The 26,065-nt window shown below is 68.4% G+C and carries 26 protein-coding genes; 14 read left to right on the plus strand and 12 right to left on the minus strand.

Annotated features, from left to right (window positions below; genetic code table 11):
• Nucleotides 1-45: 45 nt before the first annotated feature.
• From AB0I14_RS16870 to AB0I14_RS16885, 4 genes are all read right to left on the minus strand, one after another.
• Nucleotides 46-627, minus strand: coding sequence for a DUF2561 family protein (locus tag AB0I14_RS16870; protein WP_358023484.1), 582 nt, complete (start codon nucleotides 625-627; stop codon nucleotides 46-48).
• The gene (locus tag AB0I14_RS16875) at nucleotides 627-1,499 is read right to left on the minus strand and encodes an MmpS family transport accessory protein (RefSeq protein WP_358023487.1); all 873 of its coding nucleotides are present in this window, start codon (nucleotides 1,497-1,499) and stop codon (nucleotides 627-629) included. Before AB0I14_RS16875 ends, AB0I14_RS16870 begins: the two co-directional genes overlap by 1 nt.
• Nucleotides 1,500-1,682: 183 nt before the next feature.
• Entirely contained in the window at nucleotides 1,683-2,102 is a 420-nt protein-coding gene (locus tag AB0I14_RS16880) for a cytochrome c oxidase subunit 4 (RefSeq protein WP_358023489.1), read from the minus strand.
• A 12-nt stretch (nucleotides 2,103-2,114) separates the two neighbouring features.
• A complete protein-coding gene (locus AB0I14_RS16885; RefSeq protein WP_358023492.1) occupies nucleotides 2,115-3,152 on the minus strand; it encodes a cytochrome c oxidase subunit II in 1,038 nt (345 codons plus the stop codon).
• Between the two features lie 190 nt (nucleotides 3,153-3,342).
• On the opposite strand from AB0I14_RS16885, the gene asnB reads away from it, so the two are divergent.
• Nucleotides 3,343-5,310, plus strand: a complete 1,968-nt coding sequence (gene asnB, locus AB0I14_RS16890) for an asparagine synthase (glutamine-hydrolyzing) (RefSeq protein ID WP_358023495.1) — start codon at nucleotides 3,343-3,345, stop codon at nucleotides 5,308-5,310.
• A 63-nt stretch (nucleotides 5,311-5,373) separates the two neighbouring features.
• Here asnB and AB0I14_RS16895 read toward each other — a convergent pair whose 3' ends face one another.
• Complete coding sequence (locus AB0I14_RS16895) at nucleotides 5,374-6,348, minus strand: carbohydrate kinase family protein (protein WP_358023498.1); 975 nt, start codon at nucleotides 6,346-6,348, stop codon at nucleotides 5,374-5,376.
• A 173-nt stretch (nucleotides 6,349-6,521) separates the two neighbouring features.
• Here AB0I14_RS16895 and AB0I14_RS16900 point away from each other — a divergent pair, with 173 nt between their 5' ends.
• Nucleotides 6,522-7,148, plus strand: a complete 627-nt coding sequence (locus AB0I14_RS16900; protein ID WP_358023501.1) for a hypothetical protein — start codon at nucleotides 6,522-6,524, stop codon at nucleotides 7,146-7,148.
• Between the two features lie 21 nt (nucleotides 7,149-7,169).
• Here the strand turns inward: AB0I14_RS16900 and AB0I14_RS16905 are convergent, their stop codons facing one another.
• Nucleotides 7,170-7,526 (minus strand): iron-sulfur cluster assembly accessory protein, encoded by a 357-nt coding sequence (locus AB0I14_RS16905; RefSeq protein ID WP_064884215.1) that lies wholly within the window; start codon nucleotides 7,524-7,526, stop codon nucleotides 7,170-7,172.
• A gap of 154 nt (nucleotides 7,527-7,680) precedes the next feature.
• Here AB0I14_RS16905 and AB0I14_RS16910 point away from each other — a divergent pair, with 154 nt between their 5' ends.
• Genes AB0I14_RS16910 through AB0I14_RS16925 form a run of 4 tightly spaced genes read left to right on the plus strand, consistent with a single transcriptional unit; the run spans nucleotide 7,681 to nucleotide 10,716 of the window.
• Complete coding sequence (locus tag AB0I14_RS16910; RefSeq protein ID WP_358023504.1) at nucleotides 7,681-8,367, plus strand: DUF3043 domain-containing protein; 687 nt, start codon at nucleotides 7,681-7,683, stop codon at nucleotides 8,365-8,367.
• A 23-nt stretch (nucleotides 8,368-8,390) separates the two neighbouring features.
• The gene (locus AB0I14_RS16915) at nucleotides 8,391-8,936 is read left to right on the plus strand and encodes a bifunctional adenosylcobinamide kinase/adenosylcobinamide-phosphate guanylyltransferase (protein WP_358023507.1); all 546 of its coding nucleotides are present in this window, start codon (nucleotides 8,391-8,393) and stop codon (nucleotides 8,934-8,936) included.
• Nucleotides 8,933-9,994, plus strand: coding sequence for a nicotinate-nucleotide--dimethylbenzimidazole phosphoribosyltransferase (gene cobT / locus AB0I14_RS16920; protein ID WP_358023510.1), 1,062 nt, complete (start codon nucleotides 8,933-8,935; stop codon nucleotides 9,992-9,994). Before AB0I14_RS16915 ends, cobT begins: the two co-directional genes overlap by 4 nt.
• Entirely contained in the window at nucleotides 9,991-10,716 is a 726-nt protein-coding gene (locus AB0I14_RS16925) for an adenosylcobinamide-GDP ribazoletransferase (RefSeq protein ID WP_358023513.1), read from the plus strand. The genes cobT and AB0I14_RS16925 overlap by 4 nt, the downstream gene beginning before the upstream one ends.
• On the opposite strand, the gene AB0I14_RS16930 is transcribed toward AB0I14_RS16925, so the two are convergent.
• The 3 genes from AB0I14_RS16930 to gcvT all read right to left on the minus strand — a co-directional run bounded on the left by AB0I14_RS16930 (nucleotide 10,643) and on the right by gcvT (nucleotide 14,733).
• Entirely contained in the window at nucleotides 10,643-12,412 is a 1,770-nt protein-coding gene (locus AB0I14_RS16930) for a hypothetical protein (protein ID WP_358023516.1), read from the minus strand. The genes AB0I14_RS16925 and AB0I14_RS16930 overlap by 74 nt on opposite strands.
• Before the next feature lie 73 nt (nucleotides 12,413-12,485).
• Nucleotides 12,486-13,604, minus strand: coding sequence for a branched-chain amino acid aminotransferase (locus AB0I14_RS16935; protein ID WP_358023519.1), 1,119 nt, complete (start codon nucleotides 13,602-13,604; stop codon nucleotides 12,486-12,488).
• A gap of 22 nt (nucleotides 13,605-13,626) precedes the next feature.
• On the minus strand, nucleotides 13,627-14,733 hold the full coding sequence (gene gcvT / locus AB0I14_RS16940; protein WP_358023522.1) for a glycine cleavage system aminomethyltransferase GcvT: 1,107 nt from the start codon (nucleotides 14,731-14,733) through the stop codon (nucleotides 13,627-13,629).
• A 55-nt stretch (nucleotides 14,734-14,788) separates the two neighbouring features.
• Here gcvT and AB0I14_RS16945 point away from each other — a divergent pair, with 55 nt between their 5' ends.
• The 3 genes from AB0I14_RS16945 to AB0I14_RS16955 are packed head-to-tail and all read left to right on the plus strand — an operon-like array spanning nucleotide 14,789 to nucleotide 18,344.
• Entirely contained in the window at nucleotides 14,789-15,871 is a 1,083-nt protein-coding gene (locus AB0I14_RS16945; protein ID WP_358023525.1) for an adenylate/guanylate cyclase domain-containing protein, read from the plus strand.
• 10 nt (nucleotides 15,872-15,881) lie between these two features.
• On the plus strand, nucleotides 15,882-17,390 hold the full coding sequence (locus tag AB0I14_RS16950; protein ID WP_358023528.1) for a leucyl aminopeptidase: 1,509 nt from the start codon (nucleotides 15,882-15,884) through the stop codon (nucleotides 17,388-17,390).
• A 27-nt stretch (nucleotides 17,391-17,417) separates the two neighbouring features.
• On the plus strand, nucleotides 17,418-18,344 hold the full coding sequence (locus AB0I14_RS16955; protein WP_358023531.1) for a lytic transglycosylase domain-containing protein: 927 nt from the start codon (nucleotides 17,418-17,420) through the stop codon (nucleotides 18,342-18,344).
• Nucleotides 18,345-18,347: 3 nt separating this feature from the next.
• Here the strand turns inward: AB0I14_RS16955 and AB0I14_RS16960 are convergent, their stop codons facing one another.
• Entirely contained in the window at nucleotides 18,348-20,084 is a 1,737-nt protein-coding gene (locus AB0I14_RS16960) for an SDR family oxidoreductase (RefSeq protein WP_358023534.1), read from the minus strand.
• 67 nt (nucleotides 20,085-20,151) lie between these two features.
• Nucleotides 20,152-20,505 (minus strand): oxidoreductase, encoded by a 354-nt coding sequence (locus tag AB0I14_RS16965; protein ID WP_358024368.1) that lies wholly within the window; start codon nucleotides 20,503-20,505, stop codon nucleotides 20,152-20,154.
• 215 nt (nucleotides 20,506-20,720) lie between these two features.
• Here AB0I14_RS16965 and sucB point away from each other — a divergent pair, with 215 nt between their 5' ends.
• Both sucB and AB0I14_RS16975 read left to right on the plus strand, forming a co-directional pair.
• Nucleotides 20,721-22,508 (plus strand): 2-oxoglutarate dehydrogenase, E2 component, dihydrolipoamide succinyltransferase, encoded by a 1,788-nt coding sequence (sucB, locus tag AB0I14_RS16970; protein ID WP_358023537.1) that lies wholly within the window; start codon nucleotides 20,721-20,723, stop codon nucleotides 22,506-22,508.
• 25 nt (nucleotides 22,509-22,533) lie between these two features.
• Nucleotides 22,534-23,439 carry a TIGR01777 family oxidoreductase gene (locus AB0I14_RS16975; protein WP_358023540.1) on the plus strand — a complete coding sequence of 302 codons (906 nt, stop codon included), beginning with the start codon at nucleotides 22,534-22,536 and terminating at the stop codon, nucleotides 23,437-23,439.
• On the opposite strand, the gene AB0I14_RS16980 is transcribed toward AB0I14_RS16975, so the two are convergent.
• A complete protein-coding gene (locus AB0I14_RS16980) occupies nucleotides 23,436-23,558 on the minus strand; it encodes a hypothetical protein (RefSeq protein ID WP_358023543.1) in 123 nt (40 codons plus the stop codon). The genes AB0I14_RS16975 and AB0I14_RS16980 overlap by 4 nt on opposite strands.
• Before the next feature lie 108 nt (nucleotides 23,559-23,666).
• On the opposite strand from AB0I14_RS16980, the gene lipB reads away from it, so the two are divergent.
• The 3 genes from lipB to AB0I14_RS16995 are packed head-to-tail and all read left to right on the plus strand — an operon-like array spanning nucleotide 23,667 to nucleotide 26,050.
• On the plus strand, nucleotides 23,667-24,344 hold the full coding sequence (gene lipB / locus AB0I14_RS16985; RefSeq protein ID WP_358023546.1) for a lipoyl(octanoyl) transferase LipB: 678 nt from the start codon (nucleotides 23,667-23,669) through the stop codon (nucleotides 24,342-24,344).
• A 4-nt stretch (nucleotides 24,345-24,348) separates the two neighbouring features.
• Entirely contained in the window at nucleotides 24,349-25,293 is a 945-nt protein-coding gene (lipA, locus tag AB0I14_RS16990) for a lipoyl synthase (RefSeq protein WP_358023549.1), read from the plus strand.
• A 4-nt stretch (nucleotides 25,294-25,297) separates the two neighbouring features.
• The gene (locus AB0I14_RS16995) at nucleotides 25,298-26,050 is read left to right on the plus strand and encodes a DUF4191 domain-containing protein (RefSeq protein WP_358023552.1); all 753 of its coding nucleotides are present in this window, start codon (nucleotides 25,298-25,300) and stop codon (nucleotides 26,048-26,050) included.
• Nucleotides 26,051-26,065 lie beyond the last annotated feature (15 nt).

The following is a 26,065-nucleotide window of genomic DNA, read 5'->3' on the forward strand; positions in this document are numbered from 1 at the left end:
CATGTTTCGCAGCAAAACCCGGGATGCTCTGGGCCTGGCGCGGGGTCAGGAGGGCAACGTGTCGAGCTGTCGCAGCGCCACGATCGGCAGCGCGATGATGCCCGCGGTGACCACACCGGCCAGGCCGTAGAGGCACCAGGCCGCCACGTCGCTGCCCGTCGCCATCAGATAGGTGGCCAGCCCGATGGACGCTGCCCCCAGCCCGATGGCGCAGACGGTCGCCAGGATGAACCGGAGCCACACCGCCTCGGCCGCGGCGGAGGCCGCACCGTTGCCCGCGGTGTAACGGCTCATCGCGACCGGCGCAGCCCGGTAGCTGCCCCCGATCGGGCGTGGTGAGCGGGCCGGCGGCTGAGGTCGCCGGCCGGGCTGACGAATGTCGGACTGGGCTCGGGCCCGCAGCAGCAGCGGCACCGCGCCGGCAATCACCAGCACGGACAGGCCGATCACGGTGTACAGCACCCAGGGGATGTCGGCACTCTCGGAGCCCTGTGGATGACTGCGGCCCAGGTCCACCAGGGCTACGACGGCCGCCACCCCGGAACCCAGCGCGGCGAGCCACACCGCAGCGCATGCGCCCAGCAGAACCCGGTCGGTGTTGTCGAGTTCGCTGATGGGCCCGGACATCAGCAGGCAGTCTGTGCGGAGTTGTTGGCGTTGGACGAGAGCACCGTGCCGTCGCTGGCCGTGATCGAGCAGTTCAGTCTGCTGACCAGGAACAGGCTGGATGCCTCGACCGAGCCGACATCCGAGTTTGAGATCGGGGTCATCGTGAAGGTCCACGGGATGTAGACGTTGCGCAGGGTGCGCCGGTTTCCGTTCCCGTCGACGTAGGTGATCGTGATGATGTCACCCGGCGCCTTGGTACCCGTCACCGAATAGGTGACCTGACGCGGTCCGGCATGCGTCGTGGTGGTGGTGGTCGGCGGCGCCGTCGTCCCCGGGGCCGGCGGGGGCGCCTCGCTGGTGGGCGCGGGGGCGGGAGGTGGCGGCTCGGTAACCGTCACGGTCTCCGGAGGCGGCGGAGGCGGTAGCTCCTCCGAGGTCGGAGGGGGCGGCGGCGGCGGAGTCGTCGTCGTGATCTCGTCCTGCACCGGCGGCGCCGACGTGGTGGTGCTCGGCTGCGGGGTTGCCAGGTTGGTGGTGTCGTCCTCGCGGGTGACCAGGACGGCCACCGAAGCCACCAGGGCGACTGCGGCGATGATGGCGGTGACGCCGACCACCCACGGCCAGCGCGGCGGCGGGGTGGTGTCGACGAGTTCGGTCGCCGGGTCGTAGTCGTCGTAGTCGTAGAGCGCCACTTCGGCAGGCACGTAGGGCCCGCTGGTGAACTGCTCCGACTCCGGCGCGGAGTACGCCTGCGAGTAGAACTCGGTCTCGCCGTCATCCGCGTCTGGGCCCGCCCCCTGAGTCAGATCCTCGGGTGCGGAGTGTTTTCCGGGTTGATCCGGCAAATCAGAACCGGAGGCACCTGGTTCCGGGGGATTCGGCCCGCTCATCTACGCCTATCCTTCTCGACAACTTCACTGCCACGCGGAGCGAACGAAACCGTTCGCTGGTGACAGTGCCCCGGCAACATTACCGAACGAGGTGAAGCCGGCGAGTCCGGCGCTGCCGGTGGCGGATGAAGTGACGGCCCGATTGTGACCTTGACCAGGCCACAATCGGCACGTCCGGATGGGTCAGTGCTTCTCAGGACCCCAGTAGTACTCGAAGACCAGGCCGCTGACAGCCGTCAGCACGAAGCAGATGCCTGCCACGATCAGCCAGGGAAGCCACAGGGCGGCGCCCACCGCTGCGACCGAGAAGGACAGCGCGATCAGGATCGGCCACCAGCTGTGGGGCGAGTAGAAGCCCAGTTCCCCTGCGCCGTCACTGATCTCGGCATCTTCGTAGTCTTCGGGGCGGGTGTCGAGACGCCGCGCCACGAAGCGGAAGAAGGTGCCGGTGATCAGGGTCAGTCCGGTGGTGAGGGCGAGCGCGGTGGTACCGGCCCACTCCACGCCACCGGTGGCGAACATCGCCGTCAACACGCCGTACACCACCGCCGACAAGGCGAAGAACGCCGTGAGGATCTCGAACAGTCGAGCTTCAATATGCATTGCGTCTAGCCCCTACTTGCTCGCCTGCGGTGCCTGCTCACCGCGCCGGGTATCGAACGGGTGAGTGGTGGTGGCCAGTGGCGGCTGATTGATCGCCGCCAACGCCTCGGCATTGGTCTTACCTGCATTGCGCTGATCGATGTAGGCCTTGAAGTCATTGGGCTCGACGACCCGGACCTCGAAGTTCATCATCGAGTGGTAGGTACCGCACATCTCTGTGCAGCGCCCGACGAATGCTCCGGTCTGCTCGATCTTGCTGACCTGGAAGATGTGGTCCGAGTGGTTGGCCACCGGCTCGGGCATCACGTCACGCTTGAAGAGGAACTCCGGCACCCAGAAACCGTGGATCACGTCCGCGGAGTTGAGCTGGAACTCGATGCGCTTACCCACCGGGAGCACCAGCACCGGGATCTCGTCGGAGGTACCCAGGGTCTCGATCTTGTCGAAGTTCAGGTAGGTGCGGTCCTCAGGGTTGAGACCGTGCACCGCGCCGACCCGCTCCTGGCCGTGCTCATCCTTGCCCTCCGGCTTGGACGTCATCGCGGCCTTGCGCGCTTCGTCGACACCGTCGTAGTCGAACGTGCCGTCGGTGTAGTCGATCTTCTGGTAGCCGAACTTCCAGTTCCACTGGAAGGCGGTCACGTCGATGACGACCTCAGGGTTCGGGTCCTTGTGCAGCATGCGCTCCTGGACCACCACGGTGAAGTAGAACAGCACCGAGATGATGAGGAACGGGATGACCGTCAGCACCAGCTCCAGCGGCATGTTGTAGCCGAACTGGCGCGGCAGCTCGGTGTCGCCCTTCTTCTTCCGGTGGAATGCACTCGACCAGAAGATCAGAGCCCACACGATGGCGCCCACCACGAAGGACGCAATCACGGAGCCGATCCACAGCTCTCGGTTGAGTTTGCCCTCTGGGGTGATTCCGGTCGGCCAACCGAGCGCGAGTGCGTCCTGCCAGCTGCAGCCGCTCAGCAAGAGCGCCGAGCCACCCAGGACAATTGTCAACAACGCCGCTCGGGCCACGTTCTTAAGCCCGCGAGGTGTCACGTTGGCGCCTCCTAGATCGGTATTTCGCGACCGCGACCGGTCGTTGTTTTGCGAATACTACGCAGCGTAGACCACGCCGGTCCACGCGAGCGAAGCGACTCGGGAATGGGATCGCGACGGGAGCGGAGCGACCGGCACAACGGCCCGGGTGGTGGTCTCGGGGAACCTCCGGATCAGACATACTGGCGCGGTGTGCGGACTGCTCGCGTTGGTAACTGACCCATCCGAATCCACCCGGGGTAACGCCTCCCCCGACGCCGGATCGCAGCTGGTCGACGCGGTGGCGGGCGCCTCCCACCTGATGCGTCACCGGGGCCCCGACGAGCCCGGTACGTGGGCGGATACGAGCGGCGACGCCACCGCGGTGCTCGGTTTCAACCGGCTGTCGATCATCGACATCGCGCACAGTCACCAGCCGTTGCGCTGGGGACCCGCCGACGCGCCGGACCGGTACGCGCTCGTCTTCAACGGTGAGATCTATAACTACCTGGAATTGCGTGAGGAGTTGCGCTCGGAGTTCGGTGCGGTATTTCACACCGACGGCGACGGCGAGGCCATCGTGGCGGCGTATCACCACTGGGGCGCCGACGCACTGAAGCGACTGCGCGGCATGTTCGCGTTCGCGGTGTGGGACACCGTCGAGCGTGAATTGTTCTGCGCCAGGGACCCGTTCGGCATCAAGCCGCTGTTCATGGCCACCGGGCCGGGCGGCACCGCGGTGGGCAGCGAGAAGAAGTGCCTGCTGGACCTGGCCGATCTGCTGGGACTCGACCTGGGCATCGACGATCGAGCCGTACAGCACTACACCGTGCTGCAGTACGTGCCCGAGCCCGAGACGTTGCACCGCGGCATCCGTCGGCTGGAATCGGGCAGCTACGCGCGCTTGAAGCCGGGTGGCCGTCCTGAGGTGACCCGCTACTTCGTCCCGAAATTCGATGCGGTGCCGTTCGTCAAAGGTGCCGAGCAGGCCCGCTACGACGAGATCACCGCCGCGCTGGAAGATTCCGTCGCCAAGCACATGCGCGCCGATGTGACGGTCGGCGCCTTCCTGTCCGGGGGCATCGACTCGACGGCTACCGCGGCGCTGGCGATGCGTCACAATCCCCGGCTGATCACGTTCACCACCGGCTTCGAGCGGGAGGGCTTCTCCGAGGTGGACGTGGCCGTCGCGTCCGCGGAAGCCATCGGCGCCCGGCATGTCACCAAGGTGGTCAGCCAGGCGGAGTTCGTCGAGGCGCTACCCGAGATCGTCTGGTATCTGGACGAACCGGTGGCCGACCCGGCCCTGGTGCCGTTGTTCTTCATCGCCCGTGAGGCCCGCAAGCACGTGAAGGTGGTGCTGTCCGGTGAGGGTGCCGATGAGTTGTTCGGCGGTTACACGATCTATCGGGAACCGTTGTCGCTGCGGCCTTTCGACTATCTGCCGCGGCCGGTGCGCAAGTCGCTGGGCAAGGCGTCCAAGCCGCTGCCGGAGGGTATGCGCGGCAAGAGTCTCCTGCACCGCGGTTCGCTGACGCTGGAGGAGCGCTACTACGGCAATGCCCGCAGCTTCTCCGATGAGCAGCTTCGGGCGGTGCTGCCGGGCTTCCGGCCGGAATGGACGCACACCGACGTCACCGCCCCGGTGTACGCCGAGTCGCAGGGCTGGGATCCGGTGGCGCGCATGCAGCACATCGACCTGTTCACCTGGCTGCGCGGCGACATCCTGGTCAAGGCCGACAAGATCACCATGGCCAACTCGCTGGAACTGCGGGTGCCGTTCCTGGACCCCGAGGTGTTCGCGGTGGCCTCCCGGTTGCCGGTCGATCAGAAGATCACCCGCTCGACCACCAAGTACGCGTTGCGCCGCGCGCTGGAGCCGATCGTTCCGGCCCATGTGCTGAACCGCCCCAAGCTGGGCTTCCCGGTGCCGATCCGGCACTGGCTGCGCGCCGGTGAGCTGATGGACTGGGCGTACGCCATGACGGCGTCATCCCAGGCCGGGGCCTATGTCGATCTGGCCGCGGTCCGCACCATGCTCGACGAGCATCGCAACGGCGTCAGCGATCACAGCCGCCGGCTGTGGACCGTGCTGATCTTCATGCTGTGGCACGCCATCTTCGTCGAGCACAGCGTTACCCCGCAGATCAAGGAACCGCACTACCCGGTCCAGCTCTGAACCCGGACCGGCTCCGGGCCCATCGGGCCCAGAGCCGGCACCCGGAGTGTCAGGCCGGCACTGTCAGGCCAGCGCCTTGCCGATCTCGGCACCTGCCTCGGCGCCGTAGGCGTCGGTGAGTCGCTGCACCGCTTCGGCCGCGTCCCAGGTCCATTCCTGCGGACCCGTCGACTCCAGCACAAGCACCGCGACCAGTGACGCGAGCTGAGCAGAGCGCTCGAGGCTCAAACCGGCGCTGCGTCCGGTCAGGAAACCGGCGCGGAACGCGTCGCCGATACCGGTCGGGTCGGCCTGATGCTTCTCGGGCACCACGCCGACGTGCACGAAGGTGCCGTCCGAGCTGACCAGGTCGACTCCCTTGGCGCCGAGGGTGGTGACGCGCATGCCGATCTGGCTCATCACCTGGGCCTCGCTCCACCCCGACTTCTGCAGCAGCAGGTCCCACTCGTAGTCGTTGGTGAACAGGTAGGCGGCGCCGTTGATGAGCTTGCGGATCTCCTCTCCGGAGAGCCGGGCCAGCTGCTGGGACGGGTCGGCGGCGAAGGCCAGGCCGAGCTTGCGGCATTCCTCGGTGTGCAGGAACATTGCCTCGGGGTCGTTGGCGCCGACGATCACCAGCTCCGGTTTCCCGACGCGGGCCACCAGATCGGCCAGGGAGATGTTGCGGGCCTCCGACATTGCACCGGGGTAGAACGAGGCGATCTGGGCCATGTCCTCATCGGTGGTACAGACGAAGCGGGCGGTGTAGGCGCTGTCGGAGATCAGCACGCTGCCGCAGTCGACGTTGGCGCCCTCCAGCCAGGCCCGGTATTCACCGAAATCCTGACCTGCGGCGCCGACGAGGGCGACGTCACCGCCGAGGATGCCGATCGCGAAGGCCATGTTGCCCGCGACTCCCCCGCGGTGGATCACCAGATCGTCGACCAGGAAGCTCAGCGACACCTTCTGCAGGTGGTCGGCCAGCAGTTGCTCCGAGAATTTGCCCGGGAACCGCATCAGGTGGTCGGTCGCGATGGATCCGGTAACTGCGATGGTCACGTAGTGTCACCCCTCATTTCATTAAGTCGGCTACATAACAGTACCCGCGCGGGCCTTCCGGCGATCTGCGCGCACGGTCGCACTTCGCGGGTTGCGCTAACCTGCGTATAACCGTATTCCCGGTCACCGTAGACGGCTGGCCCACCTCCAGATCACGCGGGGAGCGTCATTTGATGACTGGTTCCTACCAGTACCCCGAGCAGATTCCGCCGCAGCCTTATCCCGAGCCGGTGCCGACCGCACCGTCGGCATACCCCGGGACACTGCCACCGCCGGTGCCCTACCCGAAGCGGCGGCGCTGGCCGAAGATTCTGGCAGCCCTGTTGGTGGTGGCAGCGCTTGGAGGTGTACTGACCGCGGCCCTGGTCACCGGCCGCCGCGGGGCGGCGGCACCGGTGGTGGTCTCCGACGCACGGGCTCAGGCCGCGATCCAGGAATACCTCGACGCCCTGATCGACGGGGATGACGAAACGATCGCGCGGCACACGCTGTGCGGGTTGTACGACGGGGTCAAGGACCGCAGGGCCGATCTCGCGGTGGCCGGTTTGGCCAGCGACGCATTCCGCAAGCAGTTCAGTCATGTCGAGGTGACCCACATCGACGCGAACGTGCCGTGGTCCACCACGCAGGCGCAGGTGCTGTTCACGATGCGCGTGGCGCCGGCCAGTGGGTCGGCACGCGGACAACGCCCCACCGGTGAGGAACAGCAGGGCGTGGCACAGCTATTGGTGAAGAAGGACGGGAAGAACGAGCAGGTTCTGGTGTGCTCGTATGTGCTGCGCACCAGCGGTCAGTTCTGACCGCCGGGCTGTCAGCTCACGTCAGTTGAAGGAGTCGCCGCAGGCGCAGGAGCCGGTGGCGTTCGGGTTGTCGATCGTGAAGCCCTGCTTCTCGATGGAGTCGACGAAGTCGATGGTGGCGCCCTGGACATACGGCGCGCTCATCCGGTCCACGACCAGCCGCACGCCGCCGAACTCGGCGTTGAGGTCACCGTCGAGGGTGCGGTCGTCGAAGAACAGGTTGTAGCGCAGGCCGGCGCAGCCGCCCGGTTGCACCGCGATACGCAGCGCGAGGTCGTCGCGGCCTTCCTGGTCCAGCAGCGCCTTCGCCTTCGTCGCCGCAGCGTCGGACAGGGTCACACCGTGGGTTTCGGTGGAGGTGGCGTCCTGAACAGTCATAGCTCTCCCTAAACATCCCTGGGCATCAACGAAACGCGTGGGCGTACCGCGCGTCTATTACCTCAACGGTACCTTGTTCCGACGCTATTCCCGACTTATCCACAGGCCGGGGCATGTGGCCGGGCCACCTGCGGCGGGCAGTAACCTGGCAGTCGTGAAGCTGCTGGGCCGCAAGAAGGACAACGAAGGCGAACCCGCCGGGACCGACCAGGTCACGAGCGCCGGATCAACCGCCGCCGAATCAACGGCCGGCACGGCCGCGGGCACCGCCCCCAAAGGCAGGCCGACGCCCAAACGCAACGACGCCGCGAAGCGGCGTGGTCCGGTCGCACCCGCACCCCTGACCTCCGCCGAGGCACGTCAGCGCCGTAAGGAGCTGCGGGGGCCGAAGCTGTCCAAGGACGAGCGCAAGATCGAGCGGCTCACCCGCCGCGCCGATATGGCCGACCGCCGCGAGAAGATGATGGCCGGCGATGAGTCCTACCTGCTTCCCCGCGACAAGGGTCCGGTTCGCCGCTATGTCCGCGACGTTGTCGACTCCCGACGCAATGTGCTGGGTCTCTTCATGCCCGCGGCCCTGGCGATGATCTTCTTCATGCTCGCGCTGCCGTCGCTGAAGTTTCAGCAGATCCTGTCCTACGCGATGCTGATCCTGGTGGTCATCATGGTGATCGACGGGTTGATCGTCGGCCGCAAGGTGAACCACATGGTGGACGAGAAGTTCCCCGAAAACACCGAGAGCGGTTGGAAGCTGGGGCTTTACGCGGCCAGCCGGGCGTCACAGCTGCGCCGCATGCGCGCACCGCGGCCGGTGGTCAACCGCGGCGACAAGATCTCTTGATGCCATTCCAGGCGGTCTGACCGGTGCGCACGCTGGTGCTCGGCGGTATCCGCTCGGGTAAATCGCAGTGGGCCGAAACGGCGATCGCCCGCGCTGCCGGGCACACCGCGCCCGTGCGTTACCTGGCCACTGGCCCCACCGCCGACAGTGACCCGGCCTGGGCTGACCGCGTGGGCGCACACCAGGTGCGTCGGCCCGCGCACTGGCACACCGTGGAAACCGCCGACCTGGCCGCCGATCTCGCGGTCGGCCCGCATGGAACGTCGGGCACCGCAACGCTTGTCGACGACGTCGGTGGCTGGCTGACCGCGACCATGGACCGCATCGGCGCCTGGACCGGAGTGCCTGTTGCCCCTGAGGTCGACGTACTCGTGCGGGCAGTCGACGCGTTCACCGCTCCCCTGGTCCTGGTCAGTCCCGAGGTCGGACTGACCGTCGTCCCCGCCACGGAGGCGGGGCGCCGGTTCGCCGATGAACTGGGCACGGTCAACCAGCGCCTGGCCGCGGTGTGCGACCGCGTGGTGCTGGTGGTGGCCGGCCAACCGCTCACGGTGAAGGAGCCGTCATGACGGAATTGGATGTGGCCTTCGCCCCGGTCGCCGCACCGGATGCCGAGGCGGCCGCAGCGGCGCGGGCCCGTCAGGACCGGCTCACCAAACCGCCCGGCTCCCTCGGCCGGCTGGAAGACCTCGCGGTCTGGGCGGCCTCGTGCCAGGGCGCGTGCCCGCCGCGAGCGCTCACCCGGGCACGCGTGGTGGTCTTCGCGGCCGACCACGGGGTGACCGCCGCGGGGGTTTCGGCGTTCCCGTCCGCGGTGACCGGCCAGATGGTGGCCAACTTCGATGCGGGCGGGGCCGCGATCAACGTGCTGGCAGAGGTGGCCGGAGCCACCGTGCGGGTCCTCGACATCGCCGTCGACTGTGATGTGCCGCTGTCTCCCGCGATCGGCGCCCACAAGATCCGCCGCGGCTCGGGCAACATCGCCGTCGAGGACGCGCTCGGCGCGGAAGAAGCGGTGGCCGCGGTCACGGCGGGGCGCCAGATCGCCGACGAGGAGATCGACGCCGGGGCAGACCTGCTCATCGCCGGTGATATGGGAATCGGAAATACCACGGCGGCAACAACTCTGGTGGCAGCACTCACCGGCACCGAACCTGTTGTCGTGGTGGGCCGCGGCACCGGCATCGACGACCTCGGCTGGATGCGCAAGGCCGGCGCGGTACGCGACGCGCTGTACCGCGCCCGCACCGTGACCAGCGATCCGCTGGGCCTCTTGCGGGTGTGCGGCGGAGCCGACCTGGCCGCGATGGCCGGGTTCCTGGCCCAGGCCGCAGTGCGGCGCACCCCGGTTCTGCTGGACGGCATGGTGGTGACGGCCGCGGCCCTGGTGGCCGAGAACCTGGCACCGGGCGCGCGGGCATGGTGGCAGGCCGGCCATCGGTCGACCGAACCGGCCCACAGTCTGGCGCTGTCCCAGCTGGGGCTGGAGCCGATCGTCGACCTCGGCATGCGCCTGGGCGAAGGTACCGGCGCCGCGGTGGCGCTGCCGATCCTGCGGGCGGCTATCGCCACGCTGGCCTCGATGGCCACCTTCGACGAGGCCGGAATCTCCGAAGAGACGCCATGATTTCCGCGCTCGGCGGGGCGTTCGCGTTCGGCACGGTGCTACCGGTGAGGACTTCGGCCGGCATCGGCCGCGGGGCGCTCACCGCCCTGCCGCTGGTCGGTTTCACCCTCGGCGCGCTGGCGGCCGCGGTGGTGGCCGGTGGCCAGTGGGCCTTCGGCACGGGTACTGCCCTACCCGGCCTGCTGGCGGTGGCCGTACTTCTGCTGGCCACCCGCGGGCTGCACATCGACGGCTTCTGCGACACCGTCGACGGTCTCGGGTGTTACGGCCCGCCGGAGCGGGCACTGGCGGTCATGCGGGACGGTTCGGCCGGGCCGTTCGGCGTCGCCGCGGTGATCGTGGTGATCGGTTGTCAGGCAATGGCATTCGCTCAACTCAGCGCGGTCGCGATCGTCGTCGCCGTCACCGCAGGCCGCGTCGCGGCCGTGGTCGCCTGCCGGCGTTCGGTGCCGGCGGCCGCAGGCAGCTCACTGGGCGGCGCCGTGGCGGGCACTCAGCCGGTCGCCGTGGTGGCGGCCTGGGTGATCGCCGTCGCCGCGCCGGCCGCATGGGCGGGCCCGCGGATGTGGCAGGGCCCGGTCATGGTGCTGGTGGCCGTGGGCGCTTCGGCACTGCTGGTCGCCCACTGCGTGCGGCGGTTCGGCGGCATCACCGGCGACGTGCTGGGCGCCGCCGTCGAGGTGACGACGACGATCGTCGCGCTCGGGTTGGCGATTCGCTGACCTCTAGACCCTGTGGGCGCAGTGCCGCAATGACGTCACGCACGGCCTCCCACTGCTCTTGCAGTTCGGCACGTCCCACCGCCGGCGGAGGCAGCTCCGGGACCCCGCCCAACCGCTTCTCGGCGCGCCTGCGATCGGCGGCCCACGCCGTACGGAGCACCCGCTGGGCCTTGGCCAGGTACCCGACCAGTCTCTTGCCGGGCGCCGGGCCCAGATCGGCGGGCAGGCTCTCGGCCCAGTCGCGCAGTTCCGCCGGGACCACCTCGGCCACGCGGGTGGGCGGGACCGGATGCAGAGCCGCGGCCTTGGGACCGAACAGTTCGGGATGCAGGTACTTTCCCCGCTCGCCGTCGGGCTTGCGCTGCTCGGGGGTGACCCGATTCGCTTCCGCCCAGGCATCTTTGCGCACCCCGGTGACCTGCCAGCACACCTTCACCCGACCTGGGTCGGTGGCGATCGTGAACGCGTTGTCCTTGACCTCCTCGGAGACCATCGCCCGGGCGAATGTTCCGATCACGGTGAGCTGGTAGCGGAAGTCCCGGTTGAGCGCCTCGAAGTACGACGGCAGCTTCACCCGTGCCCGCCCGGACCGGTCCGTGGTCACGGTGCCGCTGTAGACGTTGAGCATGTCCGGGGATTCGACGAAGGAATGCGACAGATACCGGTTCGCCGGATCGGCCGGGTGATCGACGGTGAATCCGCCGCCGCTCTTGCTGAGAAAACCCGTCACCCGCACCCGTCCCACGAACAGCCCGGCGAAGCCGTTGGCACTTTGACCGCGGACCGCTGCCACGTCGGGGTTTCGCCGGGTATCGGCGAACGTGAAGCCCTCGACTCCGTTTCCGATCACGCTGAGGCCCGAGACCCCGCCGCCGGAACCGGTGGAGAAGTGCACGCCGGACACCCCGTGACCGGTACCGATCGTGAGGCCGGCGGTGCCGTCGGAAGACAGGCTGACACCGCGCACACCCACCTCGTCGTCGCTGCTGCCCCGGACCCCGGTGCCGCTGCGGCTGTGTCCGGAGACACCAGATCCGGTCGAGTCCGCGACGACGTGCTGCCCCGACACCCCGGAGACCCCGACGCCGTAGGTGAGACCGGCGATGGCATCGGTCGACTGGCTGACGCCGTACACACCCGGACCGGCACTGCTGGTGCCAAGCACCCCCATGGTGTTGTCGCCGGTGCCGAATACGCCTGGGGCGCTTCCGCCGTCGGCGAAGCTGATACCCATGACGCCGGCGTTGTCGCCGCTGGTGCCACGCACCCCGAAACCATCGATGCTGCTGCCGATCACCCCGGTCGCGCCACCCACGAAGCCGGTGACCCCGTTGCCGCCGGTGGTACTGGAACCGAACACCCCGTGTGAGTCGTCGGTGGGGCTGAAGGTCACCCCGAGCAGTCCCGAAGAGCTGGAGCTGCGCGCCAAAACACCTGGCGCTTGCAAACTTTCGCCCACCACGCCGTTACCGGCGGGGCTGCGCCCCACCACCCCCGGGCCGTCGGCGCCGTGACCCTCGACACCGGCCGGCGGATCGATGAACACGGTGGTGCCGCTCGGCAGTACCCCACTGCTGCCGAACACACCGCCACCGATATCGGAATCTCCCCACACCCCGACCGGCACGGGGTCACCGTTCTCGTCGACTGGTTGCTGCCCGCTGTCGGCCGGATCGAATCCCGCTACGACTGCCATGACGGCCTCCCTCGATTGGTGGCGCAGGTCAGATCAATTCTGCGCGCGCCTCAAATCGTTCGGGGAGAAACCGCTAGTTCAGTCGGGCCATCCAGCCGTGCGTGTCGGCGAAGGTTCCCCGCTGAATCCCGGTCAGGGTGTCACGCAGGGCCATGGTGATCTCGCCCGGTTGCCCGTCGGCGATGGTGAACTCCTCCGGCGAGTCGGAACTGCCGTACTTGACCTTCGACACCGGAGTGATCACCGCGGCGGTGCCGCACGCGAACACCTCGGTGATCTCGCCCGCGGCGGCCTTCTTCTGCCATTCGTCGACGTCGATCTTGCGTTCCTCGACTGCAAACCCGGCATCGGTTGCCAACTGCAGCAAGGAATCTCGCGTGATACCCGGTAACAGCGAGCCGGACAGCTCCGGTGTGACGAGCCGGGCCGATCCGCCGCTGCCGAAGACGAAGAACAGGTTCATCCCGCCCATCTCTTCGACGTAGCGGCGCTCGATCGCGTCCAGCCACACCACCTGATCGCACCCGTTGTCGGCCGCCTGCGCCTGCGCGAGCAGCGAGGCCGCGTAGTTGCCGCCGAACTTGGCCGCGCCGGTGCCGCCGGGTGAGGCCCGCACGTACTCATGGGACAGCCACACGCTGACCGGCTTGATGCCGCCCTTGAAGTAGGCCCCGGCCGGCGAGCCGATCGCCAGGTAGCGGTACTCATTGGCCGGACGCACGCCCAGGCCCGGTTCGGTGGCGATCACGAATGGCCGCAGGTACAGCGATTCCTCACCACCGGCCGCGGGCACCCACGACTCGTCGACCGCGATGAGCTGGCGCAGCGATTCGATGAACAGGTCCTCGGGAAGTTCGGGGATGGCCAGCCGCCGCGACGAGGCACGCAGCCGCGCCGCGTTGGACTCCGGCCGGAAGGAGACGATCGAGCCGTCCGCCCAGCGGTATGCCTTGAGCCCTTCGAACACTTCCTGCGCGTAGTGCAGCACGATGGCCGAGGGATCGAGCTCGATCGGCCCGTACGGGATCACCCGCGGGTCGTGCCAGCCCTGCCCGGAGGTGTAGTCGATGGCCACCATGTGGTCGGTGTGGTACTTGCCGAAACCCGGGTTGGCCAGAACAGATTCGCGTACCGCATCGGTCGCCGGATTCGCGTTGGCTGAAACCGTGAACTCGAGATGGCCGCTAGTCATGCAGCGATTGTATCGCCCGAGGCTAGCGTGTTTTCGGGGCCACGAACGGGGGCTTGACCACTTCGCATTCGACAGCGCGGCCACGCACGTCCACACTCACCCGCTGCCCGTCGGCGATGTCGTGGGCGGTGTCGATGAGCGCCAGTGCGATGCCGACTTTCAGTGACGGCGAGAACGTTCCCGAGGTCGTGGTCCCGATGCGGGTGTCCCCGTCGAGCACCGCGAGATCGGCGCGCAGCACCCCGCGGCCGACAGCCTTGAGGCCGCGCAGCACCCGGGCCGGACCGGCCTGCTTCTCGGCCAGCAACGCATCGCGCCCCCAGAATGCGTCCTTCTTCCAGCCGATCGCCCAGCCGCAGCGGGCCTGCAGCGGCGAGATGTCCAGCGACAGTTCGTGGCCGTGCAGCGGGTAGCCCATCTCGGTGCGCAGGGTGTCGCGGGCGCCGAGGCCCGCAGGTTCGCCGCCGGCCGCACGCACGGCCGCCACCAGGGCGTCGAACACCACGCCGGCGCGGTCCCAGGCCGGCAGCAGCTCGTAGCCGTGCTCGCCGGTGTAGCCGGTGCGGCACACCCGGACGAATACGCCGTCGTACTCGGCGTCGGCATAACCCATGTAGTCCATGTCGGTGGGCAGCCCCAGTGCCTCGAGCACCTCGGTGGACTTCGGGCCCTGCACCGCCAGCACCGCGTACGAGCGGTGCTCGTCGGTGATCGTCAGCCCATCAGGGGCGTTCTTGCGCAATTCGGCGACGACGGCCGCGGTGTTGGCGGCGTTGGGCACCAGGAAGATCTCGTCGTCGGACACGTAGTAGGCGATGAGGTCATCAATAACTCCCGCCACGCCTCCTTCGTCTTTGCAGCACAGGGTGTACTGCGCCTTGCCCGGTCCGATCCGGTTCAGGTCGTTGGTGAGGGCCGCGTTGACGTAGGCGGCCGCACCCGGTCCTTTGACCAGTGCCTTGCCGAGGTGGCTGACGTCGAAGAGGCCGACGGTATCGCGCGTGGCGTTGTGCTCGGAGACGGTCCCGGCGTACGACACCGGCATCAGCCATCCGCCGAATTCGGCGAAACTGGCCCCCAGGTCGCGATGGCGTTCTTCCAGCGGTCCGTGCAGCAGGTCGTCACTCACGGGTTCACCCTAATCTCTGGGCCTATTCGGACCGCCAAACTGCGACACTGACTTGGTGGTCGATTTCGATGCACTGGAATCCGCCGGGATCGCCGACGCACGCCGGCGCGCCCCGCTCATCGAGTACCTGGACGGTCTCGGTTTCACCGCCGAGCAGATGATCGAGGCCGAATTGCGCGGCCGGTTGTTCGGTCTGGCCGGCGATGTCCTGCAGTGGTCGGGGCCGCCGCAGTACTGCCTGGCCGATGTCGCCGCGATGATCGGGGTTCCGCTGACCGATGTGGAACGCGCGTGGGCAGCGCTGGGCCTGACCGTCGCCGGATGCGATGTCAAGACGCTGAGCGAGGCCGACGTGGACGCACTCCGCACCTGGGCCGAGATGCGCTCGCTGGTGGGTGATGTCGAGGCCACCGGGCTGCTCCGCGTGGTGGGTTCGGGCATGGCCCGGTTGTCCGAGGCGGTCTCGTCGATGAGCCGGGCCAGCACCCCGGACATCAACCTCGAGCATTCTCACGACGAGCTCACCACCGCCAGGGCCTACCGGGCCGCGGCCAGGTTCATCCCCCGCATCGGGTCCATGATCGACGCCGTACACCGTCACCACCTGATGAGCACGAGGCGTTATTTCGAGCACGTCATCCAGGACGGATCTTCAGGCGTGGTGTGCGGCATCGGTTTTGCCGACCTGTCCGGGTTCACCGCGCTCACCCAGATGCTGACCACCACCGAACTCTCGGCCCTGCTCAACGAGTTCAGCTCGACGAGTTCCGATATCGTCCACGCCCGCGACTGCCGGGTGGTCAAGTTCATCGGCGACGCCGTCATGTGGGTGGGGTACGAACCCGAACAGCTGGCCCAGGTGGCCGTCGACCTGGTCACCCACCCGCGGGTACGTGAGACGAACCTGCAGGTGCGTGCGGGTCTGGACTTCGGCGCCGCGCTGGCGATCGGCGGCGACTACTTCGGTAACCCCGTCAACCGCGCGGCGCGACTGGTGGCCATCGCCCAACCCAGCCAGATCCTGGTGTCCGCGCCCCTGCACGATCTCCTGCCACACCGGCGGTTCGCCGCAGCGCAGGCCCTCACCCTGAAAGGGTTCGACGCACCGGTCCCGGCGTATCCGCTCGCCGGACTCTAGGGTGAACGGGGTGAGCAGCGCACCCGGCTACCAGGCCCCCACCGTCACCGTCAGCTCGTCGTTGCCCCTTGAAGGGGACGCCGAGGCCGTCCTCGTCATCGGCGTCGTCAGCGACGACGCGGGCCCGAAGGTCCTGGCCACGGGGCCCTATCTCGACGACGATGCGGTGGCCGCCGTCGAATCCGGCCTGCAGGCACTGGGTGCCACCGGCGGCGAGGGGCAGACGCACCGCCTGGTCGTCTCCTCACTTCCGGTCGCCAGCGTGCTGACCGTCGGCCTGGGTAAGCCTCGCGACGAGTGGCCCGCCGACGTGATCCGCCGGGCCGCCGGTACCGCGGCGCGGGCGTTGGACAAGGTCGCCACGGTGGTGACCTCGCTTTCGGCCCTCGATCTGGAGGCCGCCGTCGAGGGATTGATCCTGGGCGCCTACCGATTCAGCGACTTCCGCAGCGCCAAGACGGCACCCACCGATGCCGGGTTGACCGCGATCACCGCGCTGGCTGCCGATACCAAGGCGGCAACCAAGGCAGAAGCGCAGCGGGCGGTGGACATCGCGTCGGCGGTCGCGACTGCTCGAGATTTTGTCAATACCCCGCCGAGCCACCTGTTTCCCGGCGAATTCGCCAAGCGGGCAAAGGCTTTGGGCGAAGCCGCCGGGCTCGAGGTCGAGGTGCTCGACGACAAGGCCCTGGCCAAGGCCGGCTACGGCGGCATCGTGGGTGTCGGCAAGGGGTCCTCGCGCCCGCCCCGCCTGGTGCGGTTGATCCACCGTGGCGGCAAGGGCAAGCGCGTCGCTCTGGTCGGAAAGGGCATCACGTTCGACACGGGCGGCATCTCGATCAAGCCGGCCGCCAACATGCATCACATGACCTCGGACATGGGTGGCGCCGCGGCGGTGGTCGCGACCGTGGTGCTGGCCGCCAGGCAGAATCTGCCGATCGAGGTGATCGCCACTGTGCCGATGGCCGAGAACATGCCGTCGTCGACCGCGCAGCGTCCGGGCGATGTGCTGACCCAGTACGGCGGGATCACCGTCGAGGTGCTCAACACCGACGCCGAAGGTCGTTTGATCCTGGCCGACGCGATCGTGCGGGCCTGCGAGGACGAACCCGACTACCTGATCGAGACCTCCACACTCACCGGTGCGCAGACGGTGGCCCTGGGTGCCCGCACACCGGGCGTGATGGGCAGCGACGAGTTCCGCGACCGGGTCGCGACACTGTCCCAGTCCGTGGGCGAAAACGGTTGGGCCATGCCACTACCCGAGGAACTCAAGGACGACCTGAAGTCCTCCGTGGCCGACCTCGCCAACGTCAGCGGGTCGCGCTACGCCGGGATGCTCGTGGCGGGCACCTACCTGCGCGAGTTCGTCGCCGACGGAGTCCAGTGGTCGCACATCGACATCGCCGCACCGGCCTACAACACCGGCGGCCCTTGGGGTTACACCCCCAAGGGCGGCACCGGCGTGCCGACGCGCACGATGTTCGCGGTGCTGGAGGATATCGCCGCGAACGGCTAGAGCATGAAGCCGCCCAACGTGAACAAGATGGCGAGAACTCTCCACGATCTCGCTATCTGCTTCACGTTGGGTGCCGTGCTCGCGGGCTGTTCCGGGTCATCGAACCCGCCGCCACCCGCTTCCCCGAGCACGACGACGTCGACGACTCGCCCGGCGGCCACCACGCCGGCCTCCCCCGCCGGCGCCCAACCTCGCGTGGCGGCAGACGCGGGTCGGCTGGCCGAGGACCTGGTCGCCGACGAGCGTGCCCTGCGCAATCCGGCGACACCGGAGCCGGCGCTGACGCACGCGGCCCGCCGTCAGCAGGTGGCCTACCGGACGATCGGCCGTCATCCCGAATGGGACGGGATCATCCGGCCCCGTATCCCCACCGAGCTGGTCGCGTTCTATGACCGCAATGTCGACGCCCGTCGGCAGCTCGCCCTGCTGGCCCACCCCAAGGACACGCTGCCCGCGTGGCGTATCAACCCGCCGCCCCCGGCGGATGCCCTGCTCACGGCTTACCGCGACGCCGAGGCGGCCTCCGGCGTGGGCTGGAATTACCTTGCGGCGATCAACCTGATCGAGACGCACTTCGGCAGCGTGACCGGTGACAGCTCGGCCGGTGCGCAGGGCCCGATGCAGTTCATGCCGTCCACGTTCGCGGCGTACGGCCGGGGCGGTGATATCCACTCACCTCGGGACAGCATCATGGCAGCCGGGAATTACCTGGCCGCCAACGGTTTTGCGCACGACCCCGACTATGCCCTGTTCCGGTACAACAACGCCGACGAGTACGTACGGGCGGTCACCGACTATGCCACCGCGATGGCCGCCGATCCGGCGGCGTTCGGCACGTTCTACCGCTGGGACGTCTACTACGTCTCAACCGCCGGTGATGTTCTGCTGCCCATCGGGTACGCCACCGAGTCACCGATACCGGTCGGCGAATACCTCACCGCGCACCCGCAGTAGCGGTCAGAGCGAGCCCGAGCGCGCCACCCGGCGCAGCGCCGAGGGCACCAGCCGTGCCACCCCGTAGGCCGCATACGCCTCCGGGGTGACGGGGCGGATCGCCTTGTCTTTGCGGACGGCCGCGACGATGGCCTTGGCCACCTTGTCCGGCCCGTAGCGCCGCGCGGCGAACGCCTTCTTGGTCGCCGCCCGCAACTGCTCGACCTGGCCCTGCTTCTCGGCGGGTACGTCGAAGCGGGTGGTGTCGATGATGTTGGTGTCGATCATGCCAGGGCAGATCGTGGTCAAACCGACTCCCGCCGAGTTCAATTCGGCGCGCAGGCAGTCGGAGAACATGAACACCGCAGCCTTGCTCGTGGAATAGGCGTTCATCGACGCCGACGGCGAATAGGCAGCCATCGACGCCACGTTGACGATGTGGCCGCCGGTACCCCGGTCCACGAGGCGACGGGCAAATGACCTGCAGCAGTTGACGACTCCGCCGAAGTTCACGTCCAGTACCCGGTCGTACTGATCAGCCGGGGTGTCCAGGAACTTGCCGCCGTGGCCGATTCCGGCGTTGTTGACCACCACGTCGGGTACCCCGTGCGTGCTGCAGACGTGTTCGACGAAATTCTCCACCGCCTCGGCGTCGGACACGTCGAGGCCGTAGGCATGGGCCAGTCCGCCGCGCGCCACGATCTCATCGGCGGTGGCCTTGGCCGAAGCCTCGTCGATGTCGCTGACCACGAGTTCGGCGCCCTGCGCAGCGAAGGCCAGTGCCGTGGCGCGGCCGATGCCGCTGCCCGCGCCGGTCACCGAAACCAGTGTGTCTCCGAAGGATTCGCGTGACCCTCCGACCTGAGCGCGTCGCAGCGCGCGGGATGCCGGGGCGCCCTCGATGTGCTCGATCAGTTCGGCGGTCGCGTTGGCGATCGCGCGCCAGTGCGAGAACGGCGCCCAGTGCCCGGCCTTGAGGTCACGGCGCCACAGCATCGGCACCCAGGTGGACTCCTCGTCGTAGCCGTGCCCACGGACCACGGGGTCGTGGTCGTTGCAGATCAGCTGCACCGGCACGGTCACATAGTGATCGTGACGCAGCGTCGTGAACGAGCGAATCGCGTTGGCGCGGTAAATCTTCAGCCCGTTCGCAGCATCGGTGTCGAGTGTCTCGGACTGGAATTTGGGGCCGGGGGTGTCGATGGCCTGCAGCCGGCGGGCCGCCCCGGACCGCATCAGGGCCGGCGCGATCACCGGGATCGAGAACGGGATCCAGTAGCTGAACCGCGAGGCCAGGTTCACGGCCTTGGCGAACCGGATCGGCCGGTACGGGCGGGCCAGGCGGCCACGCACGAATGACCCGTAGTGATCGGTGCTCGGTCCCGATACCGACGTGAACGATGCCACCCGCTCGGAGGCCTCGGGCCGGCTCAGGTACTCCCAGACCCCGACCGACCCCCAGTCGTGGGCCAACACGTGCACGGGGCGTCCGGGGCTCACGGCGTCGATCACGGCGGACAGGTCGTCGGCGAACCGGTCCATCCGATAGGCGGCGACGGGTTTGGGGACATCCGAGGCGCCGGCGCCGCGGTTGTCGTACCGCACGATGTGGAAGCGGTCCCCCAGTTCGCCTGTGACGCCGTTCCACAGCACATGCGAGTCCGGCCACCCGTGTGCCATCACGAGTGTGGGGCGCTCGCGATCCCCTTGTTCGTAAACCGCGATGCGGGTTCCGTCCGAGCTGTCGACGAAGCGCTGCATAGTCCACCCTCCACGAGGTACCTGTGACGAACAGTATCCAATACCCGAGGTACCGGTTGCCTCGACTCTAACGGTCGTCGAGTTCCCGGTACACGGCGCGCTGACGCTCGATACGGCGACGCGCGTCGTAGTCCCGCATCCTTTGCGGATACCCCACCTTCTGCACGTCATAGACGGGGATCTGCAGCCAGTCGCTGAGCCGACGCGCGCCCGCCTCACCACCCGTGCGGCGCCGCGTCCATTCCCCGTCCGCAGCAACGAGCACGACAGTCACCTCGGTGACCGTGGTGCGGGGCTCGACGAATGCCTCGACTCCGACATGCTCAGCCACCCAGCGTTGCAGATACTGCAGGTCCGCGGCCTGATCACCGCCGGATCCGCGCGCCGACCGCCCTCGGCGAAACGCATCGAACAGGCCCAACGGACGGATCTCCTCAGCTCTGGGGAAGTTCGATGAACCGCCCTGCAAACCCTCACCCGATAGTGCCAGAGGATCGGTAACCCTGAGTGAGTGCGAATGGTGCTGCAGTGACAGGATGGTTCCGACAATCCACCTAGGTGCCGTACCCGGTGCACCTAGCTGTGGTAAGCCAGAGTTCGAGTCGTCACAAGTGACCGTCCGAGGAGTCAATACACATGGCCATCTCCGTCCAGATGCCCGCGCTAGGTGAGAGTGTCACCGAGGGGACCGTCACCCGCTGGCTTAAACAGGAGGGCGACACCGTCGAACTCGACGAGCCGCTGCTGGAGGTGTCCACAGACAAGGTCGACACCGAGATCCCGTCACCCGCCGCGGGTGTGCTGACGAAGATCGTCGCCCAAGAGGACGACACCGTCGAGATCGGTGGCGAGCTCGCGGTCATCGGGGATGCCTCCGAACAAGCCTCGGCTGCACCGGCCGAATCCCCGGCCCCGCAGGCCGCTCCTGAGCCCGAACCCGAGCCGGAACCCGCCCCCGCTGCACCGGCCCCCGAGCCCGTCGCCGCTGCCGCACCTGCACCCGCGGCCGCCGCCCCGGCTGCTGCCGCGTCCGGATCGGCCACCTCCATCGTGATGCCCGAGTTGGGCGAATCGGTCACCGAGGGCACCGTCACGCGGTGGCTCAAGAAGGTCGGCGACGCCGTGGGTCTCGACGAACCGTTGGTCGAGGTGTCCACCGACAAGGTCGACACCGAGATCCCGTCCCCGGTGGCCGGCACCCTGCTGTCGATCACCGCCGAGGAGGACGACGTCGTCGCGATCGGCGGCGAGCTGGCCAAGATCGGCGACGCCGCCGCCGCGCCGCCCGCTGCCCCCGCTCCGGCTGCACCCGCTCCTGCCCCGGCAGCGCCCGCCCCGGCACCCGCACCCGAATCCAAGCCGGAACCGAAACCGGAGCCCAAGCCCGAGCCGGCACCGGCAGCTCCCCCGGCTCCCGCCGCCGCCCCCGCGGCACCTGCGCCCGCCGCCCCCGCGGCACCTGCGCCCGCAGCCGGGGACGGCTCGCCGTATGTCACCCCGCTGGTGCGAAAGTTGGCCGCGGAGAACGGTGTTGACCTCGCTGCGGTGAAGGGCACCGGTGTCGGCGGCCGCATCCGCAAGCAGGACGTGCTCGCCGCGGCCGAGGCCAAAAAGGCGCCCCCGGCTCCGGCCGCACCGGCAGCCCCTGCCGCGGCCGCTCCCGCCGCCGCGTCGGCCGCGCCGTCCCCGGCCCTGGCACACCTGCGCGGAACCACGCAGAAGGCCAACCGGATTCGCCAGATCACCGCGAAGAAGACGCGCGAATCGTTGCAGGCGACTGCGCAGTTGACCCAGACCCACGAGGTCGACATGACCAAGATCGTGGCGTTGCGGGCCCGGGCGAAGGCGGATTTCGCCGAGCGCGAGGGTGTCAACCTCACCTACCTGCCGTTCATCGCCCGCGCCGTCATCGACGCGCTGAAGGTCCACCCGAACATCAACGCCAGCTACAACGAGGACACCAAGGAGATCACCTACTACGACGCCGAGCACCTCGGCTTCGCGGTCGACACCGACCAGGGTCTGCTCTCCCCGGTGATCCACAACGCCGGTGACCTGTCGCTGGGCGGGCTGGCGCGCGCCATCTCCGACATCGCGGCCCGGGCCCGGTCGGGCAACCTCAAGCCCGACGAGCTGTCCGGCGGCACGTTCACCATCACCAACATCGGCAGCCAGGGCGCGCTGTTCGACACCCCGATCCTGGTTCCGCCGCAGGCGGCGATGCTGGGCACCGGGGCGATCGTCAAGCGGCCGCGGGTGATCTCCGACGCCTACGGCAACGAGTCGATCGGCGTGCGCTCGGTGTGCTACCTGCCGCTGACCTACGACCACCGACTGATCGACGGCGCCGACGCCGGCCGGTTCGTGACCACCATCAAGCGCAGGCTCGAAGAAGGTGCTTTCGAGGCCGACCTCGGGCTGTAAAAGCCGTTAGGAGGGGCTCCCCACTGTGGCGGACGCCGTCATCGCGATAGCGGGATCATCCGGTCTGATCGGTTCGGCGCTGGTAACAGCGCTGCGCGCCGCCGATCGCCGGGTGCTCCGGATCGTACGCAGGGCACCATCGAACGGCGACGAGCTGTTCTGGAACCCCGACACCGGGGAGTTCGACGCTTCCGCGCTCCAGGGCGTGGACGCGGTGGTGAACCTGTGCGGGGTCGGCGTCGGTGAGAAGCGTTGGTCGGGCGCGTTCAAACAGAGCCTGCGCGACAGCCGGATCGGTCCCACCGAGGTACTGGCCGGCGCCGTGGCCGATGCCGGGGTGCCGGTGCTGATCAATGCGAGCGCTGTCGGTTATTACGGCGACACCCGGGACCGGGTGACCGACGAGTCCGCACCCGAGGGACGCGGGTTCCTGGCCGGGCTGTGCGCGGATTGGGAGGCGGCGACCGCGCCGGCCGTCGCCGCCGGGTCTCGGGTGGCGCTGCTGCGCACCGGACTGGTCATGTCCCCGTCGGGCGGCATGGTGAACCGGCTCAAACCGCTGTTCTCACTGGGCCTGGGCGCCCGTTTGGGCAACGGTCGGCAGTACATCCCGTGGATCAGCCTGGAGGACGAGGTCCGCGCGGTGCTGTTCGCGATGGCGAACGACAGCCTGTCGGGCCCGGTCAACCTCACCGGCCCCGCCCCGGTGACCAACGCCGAGTTCACCGCTGCGCTGGGCCGGGCCCTCAATCGGCCCACCCCGGTCATGGTTCCGGGTTTCGCGCTGCGCACCCTGCTGGGCGAGATCGCCGACGAGGGATTGCTCATCGGTCAGCGCGCCATCCCCGCCGCACTGGAGCGGGCCGGCTTCGGTTTCCACCACAACACCGTCGGCGAGTCGCTGGCCTATGCCACCGCACCCAAGGATTAGCGAGCCGACGTCGCCCGGTAGTCCTCGATCACCGTCAGGGCCTCGTCGAACCCGCGGTCCATCGGGGTCAGCGATATCGCGATGTCACCGCCGGTCAGCCGGCGGTTGGCCCGGCTCATCCGACCCAGCAGCGTTGTCGACCGGAACCGCTGCGGGTCCCGTCCGACCTTATTCGGCGCCAACCCCTGCACCGGACGGCAATCCTGCGCACGGGTAGCGTGGCTGCCATGGCGGCATCCATCCGCTCGGGGGGCACTCCCCTCGAGGTGCGACGCCTGGGCACGCTCGATTACGAAGCCGCCTGGGAACTACAGCGGGAGATCGCCGACGCCAGGGTGGCCGGTGGGCCCGACACCCTGCTGCTGCTTCAGCACCCTGCCGTCTACACCGCAGGCAAGCGCACCGAGCCCCACGAGCGCCCGGTGGACGGCACTCCCGTCGTCGACACGGACCGCGGCGGCAAGATCACCTGGCACGGTCCCGGACAGCTGGTCGGCTACCCGATCATCGGGCTGACGGAGCCGCTCGATGTGGTGAATTTCGTTCGCCGCCTTGAGGAAGCACTCATCAGCGTGTGCGCCGACCTGGGCCTGCAGACCGGTCGGGTCGATGGACGCTCCGGCGTGTGGGTTCCGGGTGAAGGGCTGCGGCCCGCCCGCAAGGTCGGGGCGATCGGCATCCGGGTGTCCCGGGCGACGACGTTGCACGGGTTCGCACTCAACTGTGACTGCGACCTGTCCGCGTTCTCGTCGATCGTGCCGTGCGGGATCGCCGATGCGGGCGTGACATCGCTGACGGCCGAGCTCGGCCGGCAAGTCACCGTCGAAGACGTCACCGACCGCGTCGCCGCCGCCGTGTGCGACGCGCTGGACGGACGGTTGGAAGTAGCTCTGAACGTAGGATGAACCTGTGACTGTGGTGCCTGAAGGTCGGAAGCTCCTGCGTCTGGAAGTGCGGAACGCGCAGACGCCCATCGAACGCAAGCCACCGTGGATCAAGACCCGGGCCAAGATGGGCCCGGAGTACACGGAGCTCAAGGGGCTGGTGCGCCGCGAGGGCCTGCACACGGTGTGCGAGGAGGCCGGATGCCCCAACATCTTCGAATGCTGGGAGGACCGGGAAGCCACGTTCCTGATCGGCGGCGAGCAGTGCACGCGTCGGTGCGACTTCTGCCAGATCGACACCGGCAAGCCGGCCGAGTTGGACCGTGACGAACCCCGCCGGGTCGCCGAGAGCGTGCAGGCCATGGGACTGCGCTACTCGACCGTGACCGGGGTGGCCCGCGACGACCTGCCCGACGGCGGGGCATGGTTGTACGCCGAAACCGTGCGCTACATCAAACAGCTCAACCCGAACACCGGCGTGGAGTTGTTGGCCCCGGACTTCAACGGCGAGCCCGCACAGCTTCAAGAGGTTTTCGAGTCGCGCCCAGAAGTGTTCGCGCACAACGTCGAAACGGTGCCGCGCATCTTCAAGCGCATTCGTCCGGCGTTCCGTTACGACCGCAGCCTGGCGGTGATCACCGCCGCCCGCAACTTCGGTCTTGTCACCAAATCGAACCTGATCCTCGGGATGGGCGAGACCATCGACGAGGTGCACACCGCGCTGCGCGACCTGCACGACGCGGGCTGCGACATCGTCACCATCACCCAGTACCTGCGACCGTCACCGCGTCACCACCCGGTCGAACGCTGGGTGCACCCCGACGAGTTCGTCGAGTTGTCGAGCTACGCCGAGGGCCTGGGATTCGCCGGCGTGCTGGCCGGACCGCTGGTGCGTTCGTCCTACCGTGCGGGCCGGCTCTACGCCCAGGCCGCGCGGGTTCGGTTCGCGGATCAACCCCCCGTATCCTGATGTAATGGCGAAAACCCGCACTGCCGCAGAAACGAAAGCGGCAAAGGCCGAGGCGAAGGCTGCCCGTAAGGCGGCCTCCAAACAGCGGCGCAGTCAGCTGTGGCAGGCATTCCAGATCCAGCGCAAAGAGGACAAGCGTCTGCTGCCGTACATGATCGGCGCGTTCGTGCTGATCGTGGCCGCCGCGGTGGTCGCCGGCCTGCTCATCGGCGGGTTCACCATGTACACGATGGTCCCCCTCGGCGTGGTGCTGGGCGCGCTGGTCGCGTTCATCATCTTCGGCCGCCGGGCCCAGAAGTCGGTGTACACGAAGGCCGAGGGCCAGACGGGTGCCGCGGCCTGGGCGCTGGACAACATGCGGGGCAAGTGGCGCGTCACCCCCGGCGTCGCGGCGACGGGTCATTTCGACGCAGTGCACCGGGTGATCGGTCGGCCCGGCGTGATCTTCGTCGGCGAGGGTTCGGCCACTCGGGTCAAGCCCCTACTGGCGCAGGAGAAGAAGCGCACCGCGCGCCTGGTCGGCGACATCCCGATCTACGACATCGTGGTCGGCAACGGTGAGGGCGAGGTGCCGCTGTCCAAGCTGGAGCGCCACCTCAACAAGCTGCCGGCGAACATCACGGTCAAGCAGATGGACTCGATCGAGTCCCGGCTCGCCGCACTGGGCACCAAGGCCGGCCCGGCCGGGATGCCCAAGGGCCCGATGCCCGCCGGCGCGAAGATGCGCGGTGTGCAGCGCACCGTTCGCCGGCGCTGATCTCTCAGCAGTCGA

This window comes from Mycobacterium sp. NPDC050441, from assembly GCF_040655355.1.
Classification (GTDB): domain Bacteria; phylum Actinomycetota; class Actinomycetes; order Mycobacteriales; family Mycobacteriaceae; genus Mycobacterium.

Bases quoted from the DNA above. Each gene is read 5' to 3' on its own strand.
- AB0I14_RS16870 (WP_358023484.1), bottom strand. From the start codon at position 627: ATGTCCGGGCCCATCAGCGAACTCGACAACACCGACCGGGTTCTGCTG.
- AB0I14_RS16875 (WP_358023487.1), bottom strand. From the start codon at position 1,499: ATGAGCGGGCCGAATCCCCCGGAACCAGGTGCCTCCGGTTCTGATTTG.
- AB0I14_RS16880 (WP_358023489.1), bottom strand. From the start codon at position 2,102: ATGCATATTGAAGCTCGACTGTTCGAGATCCTCACGGCGTTCTTCGCC.
- AB0I14_RS16900 (WP_358023501.1), top strand. From the start codon at position 6,522: ATGACTGGTTCCTACCAGTACCCCGAGCAGATTCCGCCGCAGCCTTAT.
- AB0I14_RS16905 (WP_064884215.1), bottom strand. From the start codon at position 7,526: ATGACTGTTCAGGACGCCACCTCCACCGAAACCCACGGTGTGACCCTG.
- cobT (WP_358023510.1), top strand. From the start codon at position 8,933: ATGACGGAATTGGATGTGGCCTTCGCCCCGGTCGCCGCACCGGATGCC.
- AB0I14_RS16925 (WP_358023513.1), top strand. From the start codon at position 9,991: ATGATTTCCGCGCTCGGCGGGGCGTTCGCGTTCGGCACGGTGCTACCG.
- AB0I14_RS16930 (WP_358023516.1), bottom strand. From the start codon at position 12,412: ATGGCAGTCGTAGCGGGATTCGATCCGGCCGACAGCGGGCAGCAACCA.
- AB0I14_RS16935 (WP_358023519.1), bottom strand. From the start codon at position 13,604: ATGACTAGCGGCCATCTCGAGTTCACGGTTTCAGCCAACGCGAATCCG.
- AB0I14_RS16955 (WP_358023531.1), top strand. From the start codon at position 17,418: ATGGCGAGAACTCTCCACGATCTCGCTATCTGCTTCACGTTGGGTGCC.
- AB0I14_RS16960 (WP_358023534.1), bottom strand. From the start codon at position 20,084: ATGCAGCGCTTCGTCGACAGCTCGGACGGAACCCGCATCGCGGTTTAC.
- sucB (WP_358023537.1), top strand. From the start codon at position 20,721: ATGGCCATCTCCGTCCAGATGCCCGCGCTAGGTGAGAGTGTCACCGAG.
- AB0I14_RS16980 (WP_358023543.1), bottom strand. From the start codon at position 23,558: ATGAGCCGGGCCAACCGCCGGCTGACCGGCGGTGACATCGCGATATCG.
- lipB (WP_358023546.1), top strand. From the start codon at position 23,667: ATGGCGGCATCCATCCGCTCGGGGGGCACTCCCCTCGAGGTGCGACGC.
- AB0I14_RS16995 (WP_358023552.1), top strand. From the start codon at position 25,298: ATGGCGAAAACCCGCACTGCCGCAGAAACGAAAGCGGCAAAGGCCGAG.